Raw genomic sequence first — 18,663 nt, 5'->3', positions numbered from 1 at the left:
ATGGGAAGGGTGCTGGTGACCGGTATGGGCATGATTTCCGCCATTGGCAACAATGTGCGCGAAAATCACGAAAGCCTGCGTGCGGGACGTTCGGGGATTGGTAAAGTGGCCTGGTTTGAATCGCTTTACGCGTCGCAGCTGCCGTTCGGCGAGGTGCGGATGAGCAATGAAGCGCTGAAAGCCGCGCAGGGCCTCGAATCCGCGGAAGGTTACACGCGTACGTGCCTGCTGGCGGACAAGGCTTTCACGGAAGCCATCACTGATGCCGGGCTTACTTTGGGGCAGCTTTCTTCGCTGGATACCGCGCTTATTTCCGCCAGCACGGTAGGCGGCATGTGCCTCACCGACCAGTTGTACGAAGATGCCAACCACAAGTCGGAAGGCTCCGAATACCTCGAATCCTACGGCTGCTCGGCGCATACCCTGAAACTCATCAAGCGGTACCGCATCAAAGGTTTTACCGACACCATTAACACGGCTTGCTCGTCGTCCGCGAATGCGATAATGCTCGGTGCCCGGCTGATCCGCTCCGGGCGGGTGAAACGGGCCATTGTTGGCGGCGTGGACAGTCTGGCCAAATACACGGTCAATGGTTTCAATGCATTGAAGATACTCTCGGACGCTCCCTGCAAACCGTTCGACATGAACCGCAACGGTCTAAACCTCGGCGAAGGCGCGGCATACCTCGTACTGGAAGCGGAAGAACTCACGGCCGGGAAAAAAATATACGCCGAAGTCGCCGGCTTTGGTAACGCCAATGATGCGCACCACCCTTCTGCCATGTCCGACGAAGCCACGGGCGCCATCCGTTGCATGCACGAGGCCATCCGTTCCGCAGGCATTACGCCAGGGCAGATCGGCTACGTAAATGCGCACGGGACCGGTACGCAGAACAACGATCAGGTGGAGTTTTTCGGAATGGGGGAATTGTTTGAGGTAATGCCGCCTTACAGTTCTACCAAATCGTTCACGGGGCATACACTGGGTGCAGCCGGGGCTGTGGAAGCTATTTTCAGCATTCTCGGTATTGCAAATGGCGAGTTGTTCCCGAGCCTGAATGTGAGCGAACCCATTAACGGAAGCGAAAATGCGCCTGTAACCGCTTTTCAGGGCAACTATACCCTGAATTACGTGCTTTCCAATTCTTTCGGTTTCGGTGGGAACTGTACTTCGCTGGTTTTTGCGGGTGTAAATTAATCTTCCATCAGCTTGGTAAGAATCTCCTGTGCGGCCACTGAAATCACTGTTCCGGGGCCAAAAATACCTTTCACGCCAGCATTGTATAAAAAATCATAGTCCTGCTGCGGGATCACGCCGCCGGCGATGACCATTATATCGCCCCTTCCAAGTTCCTTCAATGCGGCGATCAGCTCGGGAATAAGCGTTTTGTGCCCGGCGGCAAGGCTCGACGCGCCAACGATGTGCACGTCGTTTTCAATGGCCTGCAAAGCCACTTCCTGCGGCGTCTGGAACAGCGGCGCGATGTCGACGTCGAAACCGAGGTCGGCGAAGCTGGTGGCGATTACTTTCGCCCCCCGGTCGTGGCCGTCCTGGCCCATCTTGGCAACCATCATGCGCGGTCTGCGGCCCTCCATTGCGGCAAATGCATCGGACATCTCACGAGCTTTCCGGAAGTTTTCGTCCTCGGAAGCCTCCGCCCGGTAAACGCCGGAAACAGATCGTATAGTAGATTGGTAACGCCCGAATTCCTTTTCCATCGCGTCGGATATTTCCCCTAATGTAGCCCTTTTACGCGCGGCATCCACGGCCAGCGCCAGCAAGTTTGTGTCCATATCTTTCCCGCCCGCGGCGTTGCAGGCATTGGTTATGCGTCGCAGTGCAGCGTGCACATCTTCGGAATTTCTCCGGCTGCGAATGGCTTCCAGGCTCGCTACCTGCGCATGTCTGACCGCGGCATTATCGATTTCAAGAATGTCGAATGCTGTTTTTTCAGCGGTTTTAAATTGATTTACACCTATAATCACCTCCTTGCCCGCGTCAATGCGGGCCTGCTTGCGGGCTGCTGCCTCCTCGATCCGCATTTTGGGCAGGCCCGTTTCGATGGCCCTGGTCATGCCGCCCAATGCTTCCACTTCTTCGATCAGCACCCACGCCTTTTCCACGAGCTGCATGGTTAAATACTCGACATAATAGGAGCCTCCCCACGGGTCAACGGCCTTGCAGAGGTCGGTTTCGTGTTGGATATAGAGCTGTGTATCCCGCGCAATGCGCGCCGAAAAATCCGTGGGCAATGCGATGGCCTCGTCGAAGGAATTGGTGTGCAGCGACTGCGTGTGGCCCATGACGGCCGCCATTGCTTCGATCGCCGTGCGGGCGATGTTATTGAATGGCTCCTGCTCGGTGAGACTGTACCCGCTCGTCTGGCAATGCGTGCGGAGCATCAGCGATTTTTCATTCTGCGGGCTGAACTGCTTCACGATTTTAGCCCAAAGCAGTCGCCCGGCCCGCATTTTGGCAATTTCCATAAAATGGTTCATCCCTATGCCCCAGAAAAACGAAAGGCGCGGGGCGAAATCGTCGATGGCAATGCCGGCGGCGAGTCCCGTGCGGATGTATTCGAGCCCGTCCGCAAGCGTGTACGCGAGCTCCATATGTGCAGGTGCACCCGCTTCGTGCATGTGGTACCCGCTGATACTGATGGAATTGAAGCGCGGCATATGCTGCGAGGCATAAGCGAAAATATCACCCACAATGCGCATGGATGGTCCGGGCGGGTAAATGTAGGTGTTCCGGACCATAAATTCTTTCAGGATGTCGTTCTGGATCGTCCCGGTCAGTTGGTCCGGCAATACGCCCTGCTCCTCGGCAGCGACGATAAAAAAGGCCATTACGGGTATGACGGCGCCATTCATCGTCATCGATACCGACATCTGGTCGAGCGGTATCTGGTCGAATAGCACCTTCATGTCTTCCACCGTGTCGATCGCTACGCCGGCTTTGCCTACATCGCCCGTAACGCGCGGGTGATCGGAATCGTAGCCGCGGTGGGTTGCGAGGTCGAATGCTACGGACAGGCCTTTTTGGCCTGCGGCGAGGTTACGGCGGTAGAATGCATTGGACTCCGACGCGGTCGAGAAGCCCGCGTACTGGCGTATGGTCCAAGGGCGTTCCAGGTACATGCTCGCGTAAGGCCCGCGCAGGTAAGGCGGCATTCCGGCGCCGAAAGCGAGATGTGCAGCGTCGTGGACGTCGGTTTCGGTGTAAATGGGTTTGATGGCAATGCCTTCGGCGGTCTGGAAAGGCTCAGCCGATCCGGCGGGTTCCGGTATGATCTTACCCGGCACATTCAGGAAAACGGCATGTTTTTGTAAAAACAGCGCCCAGGCCTCTTCGATCAGTTGCCGGGTCATACTTTCCAGCAAATACGAGCCGGCCGCCGGATCGGCTACTTTCGAAAAGAAGCTCTCATGTTCCAGGATAGCGGAAATATGGCTTGCCAGCCGGGTAGCTAATGCATTATCGGTGTCGAAAGGCATCACCGTCATGGCATCACACCCGCCGATAACGGCGCTCATCGCCTGCGTGGTCGCGCGTATGAGGTTGGTATAATCCGAATGCCCGGCTACGTACTGGAGCGAGGAAATTCCGTGAATGAGCGGTGCCCTGTCGCGGATATCAAAGGTCTTGGCGACTTTCCGCAACAGGTAACGCAATGCCCGTAATTTGGCGATTTCGGTGAGGTACTGGCAGCCGACGGGCACGGTAATGCACACCCGGTCGAATGTTTCCGACCAGTTGGAGCCATTCTGCGGGGCTTGCAGCATGGTGTCGGCAAATGCGGAGACGAGCGTGACGAGTTCGGCAACGGGGTCGCCGGTCGCCAGGCTCTCAGGTCCTGTACTGATACTGATCGGCGGCAGCTGATAATCGGGCAGCAGGTTGAGGTTCAGCCAGCCGGGTGTCCGCTTTTGGGCTTTCGCTATTTCGGCGGCCGCTTTCCAGTTTACGTCATCCCCTGTCAGGTAAGGTTTGAAATGCAACCCCGACGACGTTTTCCAGGAATCCAGCAGGTCTGTCCGCCCTTTTACCTCTTTCGCGGCCAGTTCCTCCCAGGCCGACTTGTCCGAAGGAAAGAATTCCGAAAACAGGTTTGCTGACATGGGTCGTGGGATTGGTGACAGGTTCAGGGGCATGCGCCGTTAGCAAAACTACAAATTTTGGAATGCAAAAAAGGATTGAAAAAATTCAAAACCGCTTCTGTAACCTTCTGGACACGATAAAGCTCGCCATTTTATTTTTGGGTTTGCAGATACACCTTGCAGCTATTAAATTGAATATCCGATTCATCTGGAGAGATCAGGTATTTTTATATCTTTGCCGTCCTTTTGAATTACGATACTCAGAGTTTGGTAAATTATACATTGGAAAGAATCAGCACAAATAGAGAGGTGGACCAGGTTTGGGATGCTTGCTTGCGGATTATTCAGCAGCATATCCCGGATCAAAGTTTTAAGACGTGGTTTGAACCCATTCGTCCTTTAAAACTCTATGGTAAGGTGCTCACGATCCAGGTTCCGAGCCAGTTTTTCTATGAATGGCTGGAAGATAATTATGTCAATCTGCTGAGGAAAGCCCTGGATTACGCGATCGGACGCGATGGATTATTGGAATATTCCATTATTGTCGACACCGGTAACGAGAAGCACCAGCCGCTGACAATGAACGTCTCAACCCAGAAATCTCCTAATTATTCCAAACCGGATAACTTCGCCACCGACCCGCGCATGGGCACGATCGTGAAGGAGAAAGACCAGGATTCGCTGACGCTCGATACCTATCTGAACCCCAATTATTCGTTCGATAATTTCATCGAAGGCGACTGTAACCGACTCGCCCGCTCGGCCGGTTTCGCGGTAGCGCAGCGTCCGGGGCTCACGTCGTTCAACCCGCTGATGATGTACGGCGGGGTAGGGCTCGGCAAGACGCACCTCGTGCAGGCGATCGGGAACTATATCACCAACCATTACGAAAACAAGCTGGTACTCTACGTTTCTTCCGAGAAGTTTACCAACCAGTTTATCAACTCCATCCGCAACAATACCTTGCAAGAGTTTACCGACTTCTACATGAAGGTGGACGTGCTCGCGATCGACGACGTGCAGTTCCTGTCGGGTAAGGAAAAAACGCAAGACACATTCTTCCATATTTTTAACCACCTGCACCAGCTCGGCAAGCAGATCATCATGACGAGCGACCGCCCGCCGCGTGAACTCCAGGGCTTGCAGGACCGTTTGCTGTCCCGCTTCAAATGGGGCCTCACCGCCGATTTGCAGGCGCCCGATTTCGAAACGCGTATCGCGATTATCCAGAAGAAAATCCAGTCGGAAGGCATTTCGATCGATTATGATGTGATCGAATACATTGCGCACAGCGTGAATTCGAACGTGAGGGAACTCGAAGGCGTGATTGTGTCGCTGATGGCGCAGGCGTCGCTTACCCGCCGCAATATCGACGTGGAACTGGCGAAAAATACCCTCCGTAACATCGTGATGAACGAGGACAAGGAGGTGACGATCGATACGATCCAGGAGATCATCGCCGATTATTTCCAGGTATCCGTGGCCGATCTGAAAAGCAAAAGCCGCAAAAAGGAGGTCGTGTACCCGCGTCAGCTGGCGATGTACCTCGCCAAGGAATACACCGATCTGCCGCTTAAATCCATCGGTTACCATTTCGGCGGCCGCGACCATAGTACGGTCATCCACTCCATCCAGAGCATCAACCTGCTGATGGACGAAACGCCGGACGTGGAAGAAACTTTGCAGAAACTTCGCAGTTACTTTAAATAGGTTTTGTCGTATCAAGGTTCAGGACAACCCCTGAACAAATGTTACCCGAGCCCATTCTCCTTTCCCGGGAGCAGATTGATGCTCCATCCTGGGACCAATTCATCAGCCAAAGCCGGCAATGCGTGATTTATGCAAAAAGCTGGTATCTCGACATCGTTTGCGAGCGATGGGAGGCGCTCGTCTGGCCGTCGGCTTCTCATATTTCGATTGCTGTTCCGCTGCCTGTGAGACGCAAATTTGGTCAGCGCGTGTTGTACCAGCCGCTCTTCTGCCAGTATCTGGGTATTTTTTCAAAACAGGGGTTGTCGGTTGAGGAGTTGCAAATCATTTCACGCGCCATCGCCGATCGCTACGGCTACATTTCCTGCTACGCTTTCAATCCCGATAATGCCGCTCTTTTGCTGGCAAATGCGGCCGTTTTGAGTGCATTTGAATGCGAGATCTCCTATACCCATTGGCTGGATCTCCGGCAGGAGTACGCAGCCGTTTTCAATCGATATTCCAGGGATAGGAAGCACAATCTACGGCGAGGCGAAAAGGCGCAATGGAAAGTTGCTGCTTTTAACGATTTTACGCCGTTAATACAGCTTTTTAAAGCGCATCACGCACCTGGGATTGGCCGCATACATCGTGATGCGTATTGTGTGTTGGAAAGACTCGGCAAATGCTGTCTGAAAAACGCCGCGGGTATGCTGCTTTACGCGCAGGTACGCGAGCACATTCATGCGGGCGCGCTGATCGTGCAGGATGGCGGACGCGCGATTTATCTATTCAACGCCGCGGATTGCATTGGCAGGAAGGGCCATGCAAGAGCGGGAATGCTCGACAGCTGGTTCCGGGAAAATGCGGGCAATGCAGTGGTTTTCGATTTTGAAAGCCCGGCCAAACAATCCATTGCGGATTATTACAAAGGTTTCGGAGCGGCGCCGGTGCCTTATTATTGTATCAAAAGAAACGCATTACTGTTCCCATTCAGGCAAATGCAGCGACTACGGCAACGGCTTGTACTTAAAACCAAGCAATATCCTTTTTCAAGCCTTTGTAGGATTTTAAATCCATTTCGAGCGACCCGATTTTAAGGTCTACCTCGGCTTTCAAAGGTATTTTATTGGAATCGTCAGAAACCCAGAGTGCCATCGGTTCCTCTCCTTTGAAGAACTTGTTGGAAGGTATTTGCGGAGAAAGGCGCAGTACTTTGCTCTTGCCGAACTTTGTTTTGATCACATCCCGGCCCACGTAGCGCACGCGCAGCTTGTACACCTCGCCGTCGAAAAACGTAGGCACTTCGATGATTTCGCCCTCGCGCACCTTATCGAAATTGATGGTCCGCAAAAAGAAGTAGCCGCTGATAATGTCGTGAATGTTGTTCGGGACATTGTACGTTTTACTCTCGTCCTTCACATTCGAAATCGCCTGGTCCTTATTGTGGTTGAAATAAACCGTTTCGTCCTTCCGGTATTTGTTTTCCTGGATCTGCCGCTCGAACATATGGGGCAATATGGCCGACGTGTCGATGTACGAACGCCAGGTATCGCGCACGCGGGAAATCAGGTCGAATGCCCCCACCGTCCGACCGATCACGTTTACGCGGTAGCAAGGCCGGTTATTGATCATCGACACGGCCCTTCCTACCTCTACCTTTGCCTCGGCGGCGTTGATAAAGCCGTAATGCACGCGGTATTCGACACGCTCTCCGGTGCCGAAGCTCTTGTTATGGACCACACGGTCGAGCTCGGCACTTTCATCGAATTGCCGGAAAGAGAAAAACAATGCTACGGTCGTAATGGCTAATAGTAATGTGTACGGTCGTTTCATGCTAAAAGTCACGTTAAAGGGAAGGGTATCGGCCCTTTAAATAGTTTAGGTACTTTTTCAAATCCCCCCCAAACTTCTGTTCAAATTCCTGCCTGAAAGTGTCCTGTTTCGACTTATAGGTCAGGTAGCTGATAAAGTAAGCATTATTGGGAAGCTTTCCGTCGGGCCGGCGGTTTTTGTTTGTTAACGTACGCCTGCCAGAAAGAAGTGTATCCGTATCGCTCACGATGTCGGTAATCAGTTTCATCTTCAATGAGTCCCTTTCCGGGCTTGGGGTTGGATCGGTCCCGAATGTTTTATAAAGACTATCCAACCGCCCGGCACCCCTAAGCATATGCTGCGAATAGGCGTCGTTGTACCGTTTGGAATACTCATATTGCCGCATTTGTTCGGAACCGGCGCCGTATTTGTATTTCAAAAAACGGATAGCGCCCTGGTCGCCGACAAAACTGGCGAGGTTTTCATTCAGTTCCAGGTTATTTTTAACAAAAAGTGTACCATGCGTGAGCTCGTGCAAAATCAGGTTCGCGAGACTGCCATCCCGTCGGCGGAGCATACTCGACAGGATCGGATCTTTGAGATATCCTAATGTAGACCATGCCGACACTTCTCCGATGTCCGTATCCAAACCTTTGTCAATCAGTATTTTTTCTTCCGCGACGGCACGTGTGGAGTCGAAATAGCCTTTGTATGGAAATGTGCCTATAATGGGAAAATGCCATTGGTGCGGCGCCACCTTATAGCGTTCGGAGGCCGTAATGAGCCAGATAAGCGGCCGGCCATGTTGATTGTAGAACGTAGTATAATTATCCGATGGCGTCAGCCCCAGCGAATCGACCCCGAATTTTTTGATCTCCTGAATGAGCAGGATACGGGCTTTGAGGGAATCGGGGAACGATTTATCGGCCAGCACATCTGCTACATCTTCTACCTGCATGAGTATGCCGATTTGTCCTTTGGCCTGCAAGAATGCGTAGGTAAGCACCTCTCGCTGCCAGATTCCGAGCAACAGGAGCAGGGCCAGGAGGGCAAGCAATATCTTTTTGATCACTGTTTCAATTTTTGAGTGTGGATACGCCGGCGAAGTCACCGGAGCGCTGTTGCTATGGGTGCAAAATTAGGGAAACAGCGGACAATTTTACGTGGGCCGAAACACATTCGGGGCCGTTTAATAACCAGTCCTGCCCACTCAGGCATTGCTATTTTCGCAAGTATTTCCCTGACGTCCCAAAATGCGAAAATTTCGGGGAAAAATTAAGTTTCCAGGCCAAATACGGGTTGTTGTTTCCGTTGGAATTAGCTATTTTTACAAAACAATAAAGACCCATTCATGAGCGGTTTTTGTCCTGCAAAAGCCGCTTTTTTATGTACCAACCAAATTACTGTTACCATTTTTATGGCACAAGCAACAACAGATAAAGACAACAAACTAAAAGCGTTGCAGACCACGCTCGAAAAGCTCGATAAGACTTACGGGAAAGGTACTGTAATGCGTCTGAGCGACACCAAAGTATTGGATATTCCGGTGATTTCAACCGGCTCACTGGGGCTTGACCTTGCGCTGGGCGTAGGCGGTGTTCCCCGTGGCCGTATCGTGGAGATTTACGGGCCTGAGTCTTCCGGTAAAACAACCCTGTCGATGCACTGCATCGCCGAGGCGCAGAAAAAAGGCGGCCTCGCGGCATTCATCGACGCCGAGCACGCATTCGACCGTACATATGCGGAGAAGCTCGGTATCGACACCAGCAACCTTCTCATTTCACAGCCCGACAGCGGTGAGCAGGCGCTCGAAATTGCCGAGCACCTGATCAGCTCCGGCGCGGTGGATATTATCGTCATCGACTCCGTAGCGGCATTGGTACCGCGCGCCGAGCTCGAAGGCGAAATGGGCGAAAGCAAAATGGGTTTGCAGGCACGTTTGATGTCACAAGCCCTGCGTAAGCTCACGGGTGTGATCAACAAAACAGGATGCTGCTGTATCTTCATCAACCAGCTTCGCGAGAAGATCGGCGTGATGTTCGGTAACCCTGAAACCACAACCGGGGGTAATGCATTGAAATACTACGCATCCGTGCGTCTCGATATCCGTCGTGTAGGCCAGATCAAGGAAAGCGCCGACGCGATCCTCGGTAACCGTACCCGCGTGAAAGTGGTCAAGAATAAAGTGGCGCCTCCATTTAAAGTGGTGGAATTCGATATCATGTACGGCGAAGGTGTTTCCAAAGTAGGGGAGATCATCGACCTTGCCGTGGAGCTCGATATCGTGAAGAAATCCGGGTCATGGTTCAGCTACGAAGGCAACCGCCTCGGACAGGGCCGCGACGCCGTGAAAGCGCTGATCAAAGACAATCCCGAGCTGATGGAAGAGCTGGAAGGCAAAATCCGCGGCCTGGTCAACAACGATCCCGATTCACTGATCGACACCAGCGAGCCTAACGTGGCTGACGAGGGCGCTCCTGAATAAGTCGTTTGGATAAAGCTCATTAACAAAAATGCCCTGTTTTCAGCAGGGCATTTTTGTTAATATGCATGTAGGGTAACGGGCCGCCTAGAAAGGCTTGCGGTCATCATCATCGTCTTCGTCGAAATCGTAATCCTCGTCGCCGGGGCCGGAGAACATGCTGCTCACCAGGTCCTGGAACTTCATGCCCTGGTCGAGCGCCTGCTTGCCTACGAGCGAGAATTCGGCCATGCCGTGCAATGCGAACTCCATCATGAAAAGTTTCTCTTCGGCATCGCCGTAAGCGGAAAGCATATCCACGAAGTCGTCCAGGCCATCGATGGTTTTCAGGCGGGCAATGTATTCGCGATCGGTCATGTCGGCGGGCATTTCCATTTCGTTGCCGGCGCCAAACCATTCCACCACTTTCGCATATGGGTTGATCTTGCTTTTCTTGCTCTTTTCCGGGTCGGGGAAGAAGTTCAGGAACTGCGTGCGGATAGCTTTGCCAATCAGGTTTTGCGCCACGATCACCGGGCCTTCTACCTCGCCTTCATAAACAAGTTCCACTTTACCGCAAATCGCCGAAACGACGCCGTAGAGATCGGAAATGCGCACGTAAGTAGATTCTTCGCCATTGATCAGCGCCCTTCTTTCCGCAGTGCTCAACAGGCTTTCGTATGCAGAAATCGTCAAGCGTGCCGAAACGCCGCTTTTTGCGTCCACATATTCGCTTTCACGCGCTTCGAATGCGATCTGTTCGATCAGCGTTTTAATGAGCTCGTTGGTACGTACGAGGCCTTTTTGCTCCGGCTTGACAATCGCTTCCTGTTCGGTGATGCGCTTGCCGGTTTCGATCGTTTTCGGGTAATGGGTCACGATCTGGCTTTCGATCCGGTCTTTGAGCGGCGTTACAATGCTTCCGCGGTTGGTATAATCCTCCGGGTTGGCCGTGAACACGAATTGAATATCGAGCGGCAGCCGCAGCTTGAAACCACGGATCTGGATATCGCCTTCCTGCAAAATATTGAACAATGCCACCTGGATACGCGCCTGCAAATCGGGCAGCTCGTTTATCACGAAAATGCCGCGGTGCGAACGGGGGATTAACCCATAATGGATTACGCGCTCGTCGGAATAGGGCAGTTTCAATGTAGCAGCCTTAATAGGATCTACATCGCCGATCAGGTCCGCTACGGAAACATCCGGCGTAGCCAGCTTTTCTGTATAGCGATCGTCGCGGTGCAGCCATGCGATTTCCGCATCGTCGCCATGCTCTTCGATCACATCTTTGGCATAGCGCGAAAGCGGTGCAAAAGGATCGTCGTGCAGTTCCGAATTTTTGATGTAAGGAATGTATTCGTCGAGCAGGTTTACCATCATACGCGCGATGCGCGTCTTGGCCTGCCCGCGCAAGCCCAGGAAGTTGATGTTATGCATCGAAAGAATGGCCCGTTCCACATCGGGAATGACCGTTTCCTCGTAACCCCATATTCCGGGAAAAACATTCTCCTTGTTCCTGATCTTGTCAATCAGGTTATCTCTCAGCTCCTGCTTGATAGAACGCGACTGATAACCTGCTTTTTTTAGTTCTCCGAGCGATCGGATTCCCAGTAGTTCTGTGCTTGTCAGCTTTGAGTAAGTCATGTATGAAACAGTGGGTTAACGCGCGTACGCCACCGAACGCATTTCGCGGATCACCGTGATCTTGATCTGGCCGGGGTACTGCATTTCTTTTTCAATTTTCTGCGAGATATCGAACGACAGCAGGCCCGCTTTTTCGTCGGACACATTGTCGGCGTCGATGATCACGCGCAGCTCGCGGCCCGCCTGGATCGCGTAGCATTTCTCCACGCCGTCGAACGACAGCGCAAGGTTTTCGAGGTCGCGCAAGCGCTGGATGTACGATTCCATCATCTCGCGACGCGCACCCGGGCGTGAACCTGAAATAGCGTCACAAACCTGGATTACCGGCGACAGGATAGAGGTCATTTCGATCTCGTCGTGGTGCGCTCCGATCGCATTGCAGACCTCGGGGTTCTCTTTGTATTTTTTCGCGAGCTCCATACCCAGGATCGCGTGTGGCAGATCCGACTCTTCGGGCCATACTTTACCGATATCGTGGAGCAAGCCGGCACGTTTGGCCAGTTTTGTATTCAGGCCGAGTTCGGCTGCCATGGTAGCACACAATTTCGCTACTTCGCGGGAGTGTTGGAGCAGGTTTTGTCCGTATGACGAGCGGAAACGCATCCGGCCGATCATTTTCACCAGTTCGGGGTGCAAGCCGTGGATACCCATATCGATCACGGTGCGCTCACCGATTTCGACGATTTCGTCTTCGATATTCTTGCGTGTTTTGGCCACCACTTCCTCAATGCGGGCAGGGTGGATACGGCCGTCCTGCACGAGTCGGTGCAATGAAAGGCGTGCGATTTCCCTTCTTACCGGGTCGAAGCCGGAGATAACGATTGCCTCGGGCGTGTCGTCCACGATAATTTCCACACCGGTAGCCGCTTCCAAAGCGCGGATGTTACGTCCCTCTCGACCGATGATTTTACCTTTGATATCGTCGTTTTCGATGTTGAATACCGACACGCAGTTTTCGATCGCGTGCTCGGCGGCGGTGCGCTGGATGGTTTCGATGACGATTTTTTTCGCCTCTTTGGTCGCGGTAAGGCGAGCCTCTTCCATGGCACTCTTGATATATGATCCCGCGCGGGTTTCCGCCTCTGCTTTCAGGGCGTCTACGAGTTGTTCGCGGGCCTGCTCGGCGGTAAGATTGGCAATTTTTTCCAGCTGGGCAACCTGCTGCTGCAATGATTTTTCAGCTTCTTCACGGCGTTTGGTAGCCGCTTCGAGCTGCGAATTGAGATTATTTTTGAGGTTATCGAGCTCGTTTTCCTTGCGCTTGGTCTGCTCCATGCTCTGGTTGAGGCTCTGCTCGCGCTGTTTGAGTTTCTGCTCGTTTCCTTGCAGGATGGCGCGCTTCTTATTGGCGTCTTCTTCGAATTCCGATTTCAACCGGAGGTATTTTTCCTTTGCTTCGAGAATGCGGTCTTTTTTGATGTTTTCGGCCGCTACCTCGGCATTACGGAGAATTTCAGCGGCACGGTCCTGGGCTTCCTTTTCCTTCGCGTCAAATGATTTCTGGAAGATGTACTTTCCTGCAAAAATACCCACGCCGATAGCAATGATATCGGACAGGAAGACGATGAAATACAATGAATTAGACATTTCAATAATGGTTATATATAGTTGGTTTTACCGACTACACCCGCGTTGAAATGCCGAAAATGGAAGAAATTGAAAGTATATTTTTGTAGATACTGTAAAATCAAAGGTTAAGTGTGGGCGTCAGCTCTCGATAGCACTGGTTATTGTCTCGTCCAGTTTTTCCACTCTGCTTTTAAAAGCCGCTACCAGGTCGTCCATTTCTTCCTGGTTCCGTTGTAATGCCACCAGGCATTCGATAGAAGTCAATGCAATGGCCTCTATATCACCGTACACTTTTCCTTTTTCTTTATGCTGCTGCACACGCTGCATGAACACCTCATACCCATCCCTGTAGAATTTCTCCTGATCCGCCGGAACGCTCAGTTTGAAACCTCTGTCCAGCAGTTTTATAAAGACAGAAACGTCTGGATTAGGTATGCTATTTTTTTTCATAAGGTATCTTCAAGCAATTCGATGCACTTATCGATCTCCTGGATATATCTTTCAACTGATTCTTTCAGCTCGGCAATTGCGCCTGTTGGTGTCAGTTTACTAGTGACAAGTTTAGCGAAACTTTTAGACTTATTAAAGTCTTTTTCTAAAGAGGTGTATTTTTTCCTTATTTCTTTCGACTCTTCCGTGAGCTTCGCATTGGCGGCCCGGAGCTCCGCGTTTTCACGCTGGAGCTCTGAGATCGACCAGTTTAATTTCTCTTTATGATTGACCAGAATTTCGAGTTTTTTCTCGACGTCGGATAGTTTGTGTTCGATAATACGTTCAGTGGTCCGCTCCATTTTACTCAACTGAAAAATCCGACAATGAAAAAAACTGTGGTTACTTTCTGATCACGGCTTCAAATTCCTTTTCGTAGGTAGCAATCAATCGCTGCATCGATTTGTCGATCACTTTGTCGGTGAGCGTTTGCTGCTCGTCCTGCAAAATGAAGCTGATCGAATATGATTTTTTGCCTTCCAGGTTGGCGCCTTCGTACACATCGAACACGTTCACGGCGCGCAGCAGATTGCGTTCGGTTTTGTAAGCGGCCTGACGCAGCTCTTCGAAAGTGACCTTTTTGTTGACAACCACCGAAAGGTCGCGGCGCACTTCGGGGAATTTGGAAACTTCCGCATACTGAACAGCACCACTGTACTGGCGAAGCAGGTAATCCCAGTCGAAATCCGCGTAGTAAACCGGTGCCTTAATGTCGAGTTTCTTCGCAACGGCCGCTTGCAGCAAACCGAACGATACCACCGGCTTTTTGTTTGCCAGCAATGTCAACCCGCTTTTGAAAATAGCATTATCCGCTTCCTGCTTCTGCACGTCTTTGATCTTCATCGAAGTCAGAACCTGGTTGACAAACGCGGCCAGGTCGTGGAATACCGTCTCGCGGGATTTCTCAAACCAACTTTCCTGGGTGATATTACCCGTCACAAACACGGAAAGGCGTTCTTTCTCGCTGTATTTACCATCGATTTCATGGTAAGTTTTGCCAAATTCGAATACTTTCAAATCCTTCTGGCGGCGGTTGCTGTTGTAGGCGATCACTTCCAGGCCGGAGAAAAGCAGCGTCTGACGCATCACCGAGAGGTCTTCGCTCAGGTAATTGAGGATTTTCACCGGGTTGCCCACGAGTGCGTCGCCTAATGCAGCCTGGTATTCGGGTTTGGTCAATGAATTATTGATCATTTCATTGAACCCGTTGCCTACCAGTAACTCCGCCACGCGAAGTTTTAGCTTTTCGGGGTCGTTGACAGGGAAATCCGACAGGTAATCGGAACTCAACGCGTCCGACAATTCCACCTGACCGAAGCCGTAAATGCGCAAAATCTCTTCGATCACATCCGCCTCGCGCTGCACGTCCACACGGTAAGGCGGTACGATCGCCGTGAAGCCGGTTTCGGTTTCGTCCGTCACGCGGATGTCCAGACTTTCAAGAATTTCTTTGATCAGATCCTTGCTGAGCGACTTGCCGATCAGGCGATCGATGTTCCTGTTTTTCATATTTACCGTGAAATCCTGTACAGGCTCAGGGTAAACGTCGATGATATCGGATGAAATGCTTCCGCCAGCTATTTCCTGGATCAGTAATGCAGCCCGTTTCAATGCAAAAAGCGGCATATTCGGGTCGGTACCGCGTTCGAAACGGAACGACGAATCTGTTTTCAATGCGAAACGCTGCGCCGTCCTACGCACCCACACGGGCGAGAAGTAGGCCGATTCGAGGAAAATCGACGTGGTGGTATCGGTCACCCCGGACGTCAATCCACCGAAAACGCCGGCAATGCACATCGGCTCGGGGTTTCCGTCGACGCCTTCGCTGCAAATCATCAGGTCATTGGCCGAGATTTTGCGCTCCACACCGTCCAAAGTCACAAATGGCGTGTTGTCGGCAACGGTCGTCACAATCACTTTTTTGCCCAGAACCTTATCCGCATCGAATGCGTGCATCGGCTGGCCGAGCTCGTGGCAGATATAATTGGTAATGTCTACGATGTTGTTGATCGCGCGGATACCGATCGTTTGCAGGCGCTGTTTCAACCATTCGGGCGATTCGGCCACGGTAATGCCGGAGATGGTAAGGCCGGTGTAGCGCGGACAAGCCTCCGCATTGCGCACCTCCACCGGGATCGGCAGGTTTTGGTTATCTACTTTAAATGCATCTACCGAAGGCAAGGTGACCGGGCGTTTCAAAACTGCTTTCAGGTCCCGCGCGACCCCGTAATGCGAAGCCGCGTCGGCGCGGTTGGGCGTGAGGCCGATCTCGATCAGGTAATCCGAAGAAATGCCGAAGTATTCGGCGGCAGGCGTGCCGTTCGGCAAGTCGGTATCGAGTACGAGAATGCCGTCGTGCGACGTGCCCACGCCGAGTTCGTCCTCGGCGCAGATCATCCCTTCGGAAACGGCACCGCGGATTTTGGATTTTTTCAAAACGAGCGGCTGGTCGCTGCCGGTCGGATACAATGTAGCACCCACCGTCGCGACGATTACTTTCTGGCCGGCTGCCACATTCGGCGCGCCGCAGACGATCGACAGGGGCGTTTCGCCGCCTACATCCACAGTGGTAAGGCTCAAACGGTCGGCTTCCGGGTGTTTTTCGCGCGTCAGTACTTCACCGATCACCACGCCCTGCAAGCCACCTTTTATGGATTCGATCTCTTCAATACCCTCGACTTCCAGCCCGGTGCCCGTCAGCAACCGGTCGATTTCCTCGGGTGTTTCGTTCAGTTCAATTAAATCTTTAAGCCACTTATAAGAGATCTTCATGCGAATGCTTTAATAACAAATAAAAAATGAGGCCCGGGAAATCGGCGAAATCCAGCCAGTTTGCAAAATTAATGATTTAGTTTGAACGGCATTCGGCCATCTTGCGCCGCGTACCGGTTTTTTCTCGGGCAGGCGCTACTCGTGCGTGGCGTCCTCGGTCACTTCGCCTGCGTGAATGGCGACGGTTATTGTATTTTCGGCAGGCGGTACCGGGCAGGCATAGCTCTCCTGGTAGGCACAATAAGGGTTATACGCCTTGTTGAAGTCCAGTACAATGATGTTATTCTTGATCTGGTCGACGGGGTAGTCGAGGTAGCGGCCGCCGCCGTAGGTTTCCTTGCCGCTCGTCGCGTCGCGGAAAAGGACGGAAATGGTGCCTTCGCTTTTCAGCAAAAGCAGTTTTTGCGCCTGTCCTTCGACGGAGAAATTGGCATAACCGTATTTTTCGTATTTCTCGGTGGTACCGTCAGTATATTTGACGATTACCTCCTTATCGTCTTGCATGTACGGCGATATATTGGCCTTGATGCGGAAGCCGAGGTTCGGTTCGAAATAATGCAGGCCGTGGAATGCCTCCTTGTCCTTGATGGGGGAGTCGTCGCCCGACTTGAACTGCTCGTCCTTGGCGGCGCGTTCTTCGAGGAGCTTGGTTTTATAGGCCTGCGGATTGGCCGCAATGGCGTCGTCGGACGAAGAAGCCGAGCCGCTCATATTTTCAATAATGAAGTAGGCAAGGATCGCAATGAACATCGCGATCGTGCTGTATCGGATCACTTTATTTTTGAACATAACAAGGATAATAGGGTAATCGGAATGCAAACTTACACCCGAACGGGCGCTTTGAAAAAGTATGGAAGGTTTATTTACTTTTTTGGAATAATTTTGAAACTTCGCATCCACCGGGTTTGCGATGTTGATTGAAATATATCTAAATTGACCTGGGAAAAAACTTAAACACAATACCTGCCCCATCGTATGTCATACACGAAACGAGTACTCATTGCCGAAGACAGTTCAGTTATTCAAAACCTGGCAAGGAAGATTCTGGAATTTCAGCATTATGAAATCACTTCCGTGAAAAACGGCGAGCAAGTGCTTCAACTGCTTGAAAAAGAGGATTTTGATATTATCCTTCTGGATATCAATATGCCTGTGATGGATGGAATGGAATGTGCAAGAAGCATCCGCAAATTGCCTGACGAGAAAAAAGCCAAAACGCCGATCGTCGCCATCACGGGCAATGCCAAAAACTATTCAGATGAAGATTTCAAGGAAGCAGGATTTGACGATGCGCTGATGAAGCCATTGAATTTCGACCGCCTGGTTGAAGTGGTGGCGCATCTGACCGAATAACACCTGATGAGGATTACATTTCTAGGAACCGGCACATCGCAGGGAATACCCGTTATTGCCTGCGATTGTGTCGTTTGCCGTTCTAATGACCAGCATGACAAGCGTTTACGGACTTCCGTGTGGATTCAGGCACACGGCAAATCGTTTGTGATCGACACCGGCCCCGATTTTCGCCAGCAAATGCTCCGGGCCCATGTGCACCACCTCGACGCCGCTATTTTCACCCACCAGCATAAGGACCATACCGCCGGGCTCGACGATATCCGGGCATTCAACCACCGCCAGCAAATGGATATGCCGCTTTACGGCCGGCTGGAAGTTTTGAACCAGATCAAAACGGAGTTTGCCTACGCATTTTCTGAAAAACGCTATCCCGGCGTACCGCATTTCGACCTGCATCCGATTGAAAACGAGCCATTTGAAGCGGCAGGTTTGAAGGTAACGCCTATCGAGGTAATGCACCACAAGCTTCCGGTTTACGGCTACCGCATCGGCGATTTTACCTACATTACCGATGCGAACTACATTTCCGAAGAAGAGCAGGAAAAAATCAAAGGCTCGCAGGTCCTCGTGCTCGACACATTGCAAAAAGAACCGCATTTGTCGCATTTCACGCTCTCCCAGGCCCTCGACCTGATCGACAAACTGAATGTCCCGCAGGCATATCTGACCCATATCAGCCACAAGCTCGGCCTGCATGCCGTGGTGGAAAGTGAACTCCCGCCGCACGTGCATCTGGCGTACGACGGGCTGGTGCTGGACCTGTGA

General features: G+C 51.9%; 15 protein-coding genes. 6 read left to right on the top strand and 9 right to left on the bottom strand.

Going from position 1 to position 18,663, the window contains the following annotated elements; genetic code table 11:
- Positions 1-1,197 (top strand): beta-ketoacyl-[acyl-carrier-protein] synthase family protein, encoded by a 1,197-nt coding sequence (locus H144_RS0122135; RefSeq protein ID WP_019944302.1) that lies wholly within the window; start codon positions 1-3, stop codon positions 1,195-1,197.
- On the opposite strand, the gene scpA is transcribed toward H144_RS0122135, so the two are convergent.
- Complete coding sequence (scpA, locus tag H144_RS0122130; RefSeq protein WP_019944301.1) at positions 1,194-4,121, bottom strand: methylmalonyl-CoA mutase; 2,928 nt, start codon at positions 4,119-4,121, stop codon at positions 1,194-1,196. The two genes, H144_RS0122135 and scpA, sit on opposite strands and share 4 nt — an antisense overlap.
- Positions 4,122-4,367: 246 nt before the next feature.
- Between scpA and dnaA the strand changes: the two genes are divergently transcribed.
- Entirely contained in the window at positions 4,368-5,810 is a 1,443-nt protein-coding gene (gene dnaA / locus H144_RS0122120; RefSeq protein ID WP_084599999.1) for a chromosomal replication initiator protein DnaA, read from the top strand.
- Positions 5,811-5,848: 38 nt separating this feature from the next.
- The gene (locus H144_RS34405) at positions 5,849-6,889 is read left to right on the top strand and encodes a hypothetical protein (RefSeq protein ID WP_157505022.1); all 1,041 of its coding nucleotides are present in this window, start codon (positions 5,849-5,851) and stop codon (positions 6,887-6,889) included.
- Here H144_RS34405 and H144_RS0122105 read toward each other — a convergent pair.
- Positions 6,819-7,625: a DUF3108 domain-containing protein gene (locus H144_RS0122105; protein WP_019944296.1), complete on the bottom strand. Its 807-nt coding sequence runs from the start codon at positions 7,623-7,625 to the stop codon at positions 6,819-6,821. The two genes, H144_RS34405 and H144_RS0122105, sit on opposite strands and share 71 nt — an antisense overlap.
- 13 nt (positions 7,626-7,638) lie before the next feature.
- Entirely contained in the window at positions 7,639-8,676 is a 1,038-nt protein-coding gene (locus H144_RS0122100; RefSeq protein ID WP_019944295.1) for an aminopeptidase, read from the bottom strand.
- A 345-nt stretch (positions 8,677-9,021) separates the two neighbouring features.
- Between H144_RS0122100 and recA the strand changes: the two genes are divergently transcribed.
- The gene (gene recA, locus H144_RS0122095; protein ID WP_019944294.1) at positions 9,022-10,089 is read left to right on the top strand and encodes a recombinase RecA; all 1,068 of its coding nucleotides are present in this window, start codon (positions 9,022-9,024) and stop codon (positions 10,087-10,089) included.
- A gap of 84 nt (positions 10,090-10,173) precedes the next feature.
- Here recA and H144_RS0122090 read toward each other — a convergent pair whose 3' ends face one another.
- The 6 genes from H144_RS0122090 to H144_RS0122065 all read right to left on the bottom strand — a co-directional run bounded on the left by H144_RS0122090 (position 10,174) and on the right by H144_RS0122065 (position 17,331).
- Positions 10,174-11,712 (bottom strand): sigma 54-interacting transcriptional regulator, encoded by a 1,539-nt coding sequence (locus H144_RS0122090; RefSeq protein WP_019944293.1) that lies wholly within the window; start codon positions 11,710-11,712, stop codon positions 10,174-10,176.
- A 15-nt stretch (positions 11,713-11,727) separates the two neighbouring features.
- Positions 11,728-13,299 carry a ribonuclease Y gene (gene rny / locus H144_RS0122085; protein ID WP_019944292.1) on the bottom strand — a complete coding sequence of 524 codons (1,572 nt, stop codon included), beginning with the start codon at positions 13,297-13,299 and terminating at the stop codon, positions 11,728-11,730.
- A 120-nt stretch (positions 13,300-13,419) separates the two neighbouring features.
- Positions 13,420-13,731, bottom strand: coding sequence for a cell division protein ZapA (zapA, locus tag H144_RS0122080; RefSeq protein ID WP_019944291.1), 312 nt, complete (start codon positions 13,729-13,731; stop codon positions 13,420-13,422).
- Positions 13,728-14,072 carry a hypothetical protein gene (locus H144_RS0122075; protein ID WP_019944290.1) on the bottom strand — a complete coding sequence of 115 codons (345 nt, stop codon included), beginning with the start codon at positions 14,070-14,072 and terminating at the stop codon, positions 13,728-13,730. Before H144_RS0122075 ends, zapA begins: the two co-directional genes overlap by 4 nt.
- 40 nt (positions 14,073-14,112) lie before the next feature.
- On the bottom strand, positions 14,113-16,542 hold the full coding sequence (gene pheT / locus H144_RS0122070) for a phenylalanine--tRNA ligase subunit beta (RefSeq protein ID WP_019944289.1): 2,430 nt from the start codon (positions 16,540-16,542) through the stop codon (positions 14,113-14,115).
- Positions 16,543-16,677: 135 nt separating this feature from the next.
- A complete protein-coding gene (locus H144_RS0122065; RefSeq protein WP_033403182.1) occupies positions 16,678-17,331 on the bottom strand; it encodes a DUF1684 domain-containing protein in 654 nt (217 codons plus the stop codon).
- A 186-nt stretch (positions 17,332-17,517) separates the two neighbouring features.
- Here H144_RS0122065 and H144_RS0122060 point away from each other — a divergent pair, with 186 nt between their 5' ends.
- On the top strand, positions 17,518-17,895 hold the full coding sequence (locus H144_RS0122060) for a response regulator (RefSeq protein WP_019944287.1): 378 nt from the start codon (positions 17,518-17,520) through the stop codon (positions 17,893-17,895).
- A gap of 6 nt (positions 17,896-17,901) precedes the next feature.
- On the top strand, positions 17,902-18,663 hold the full coding sequence (locus H144_RS0122055; protein ID WP_026350906.1) for an MBL fold metallo-hydrolase: 762 nt from the start codon (positions 17,902-17,904) through the stop codon (positions 18,661-18,663).

Source organism: Dyadobacter beijingensis DSM 21582 (genome assembly GCF_000382205.1).
Lineage (GTDB): Bacteria > Bacteroidota > Bacteroidia > Cytophagales > Spirosomataceae > Dyadobacter > Dyadobacter beijingensis.
Note: the sequence above shows the minus strand (reverse complement) of the source record. Positions and strands in the feature narration are given on the sequence as shown.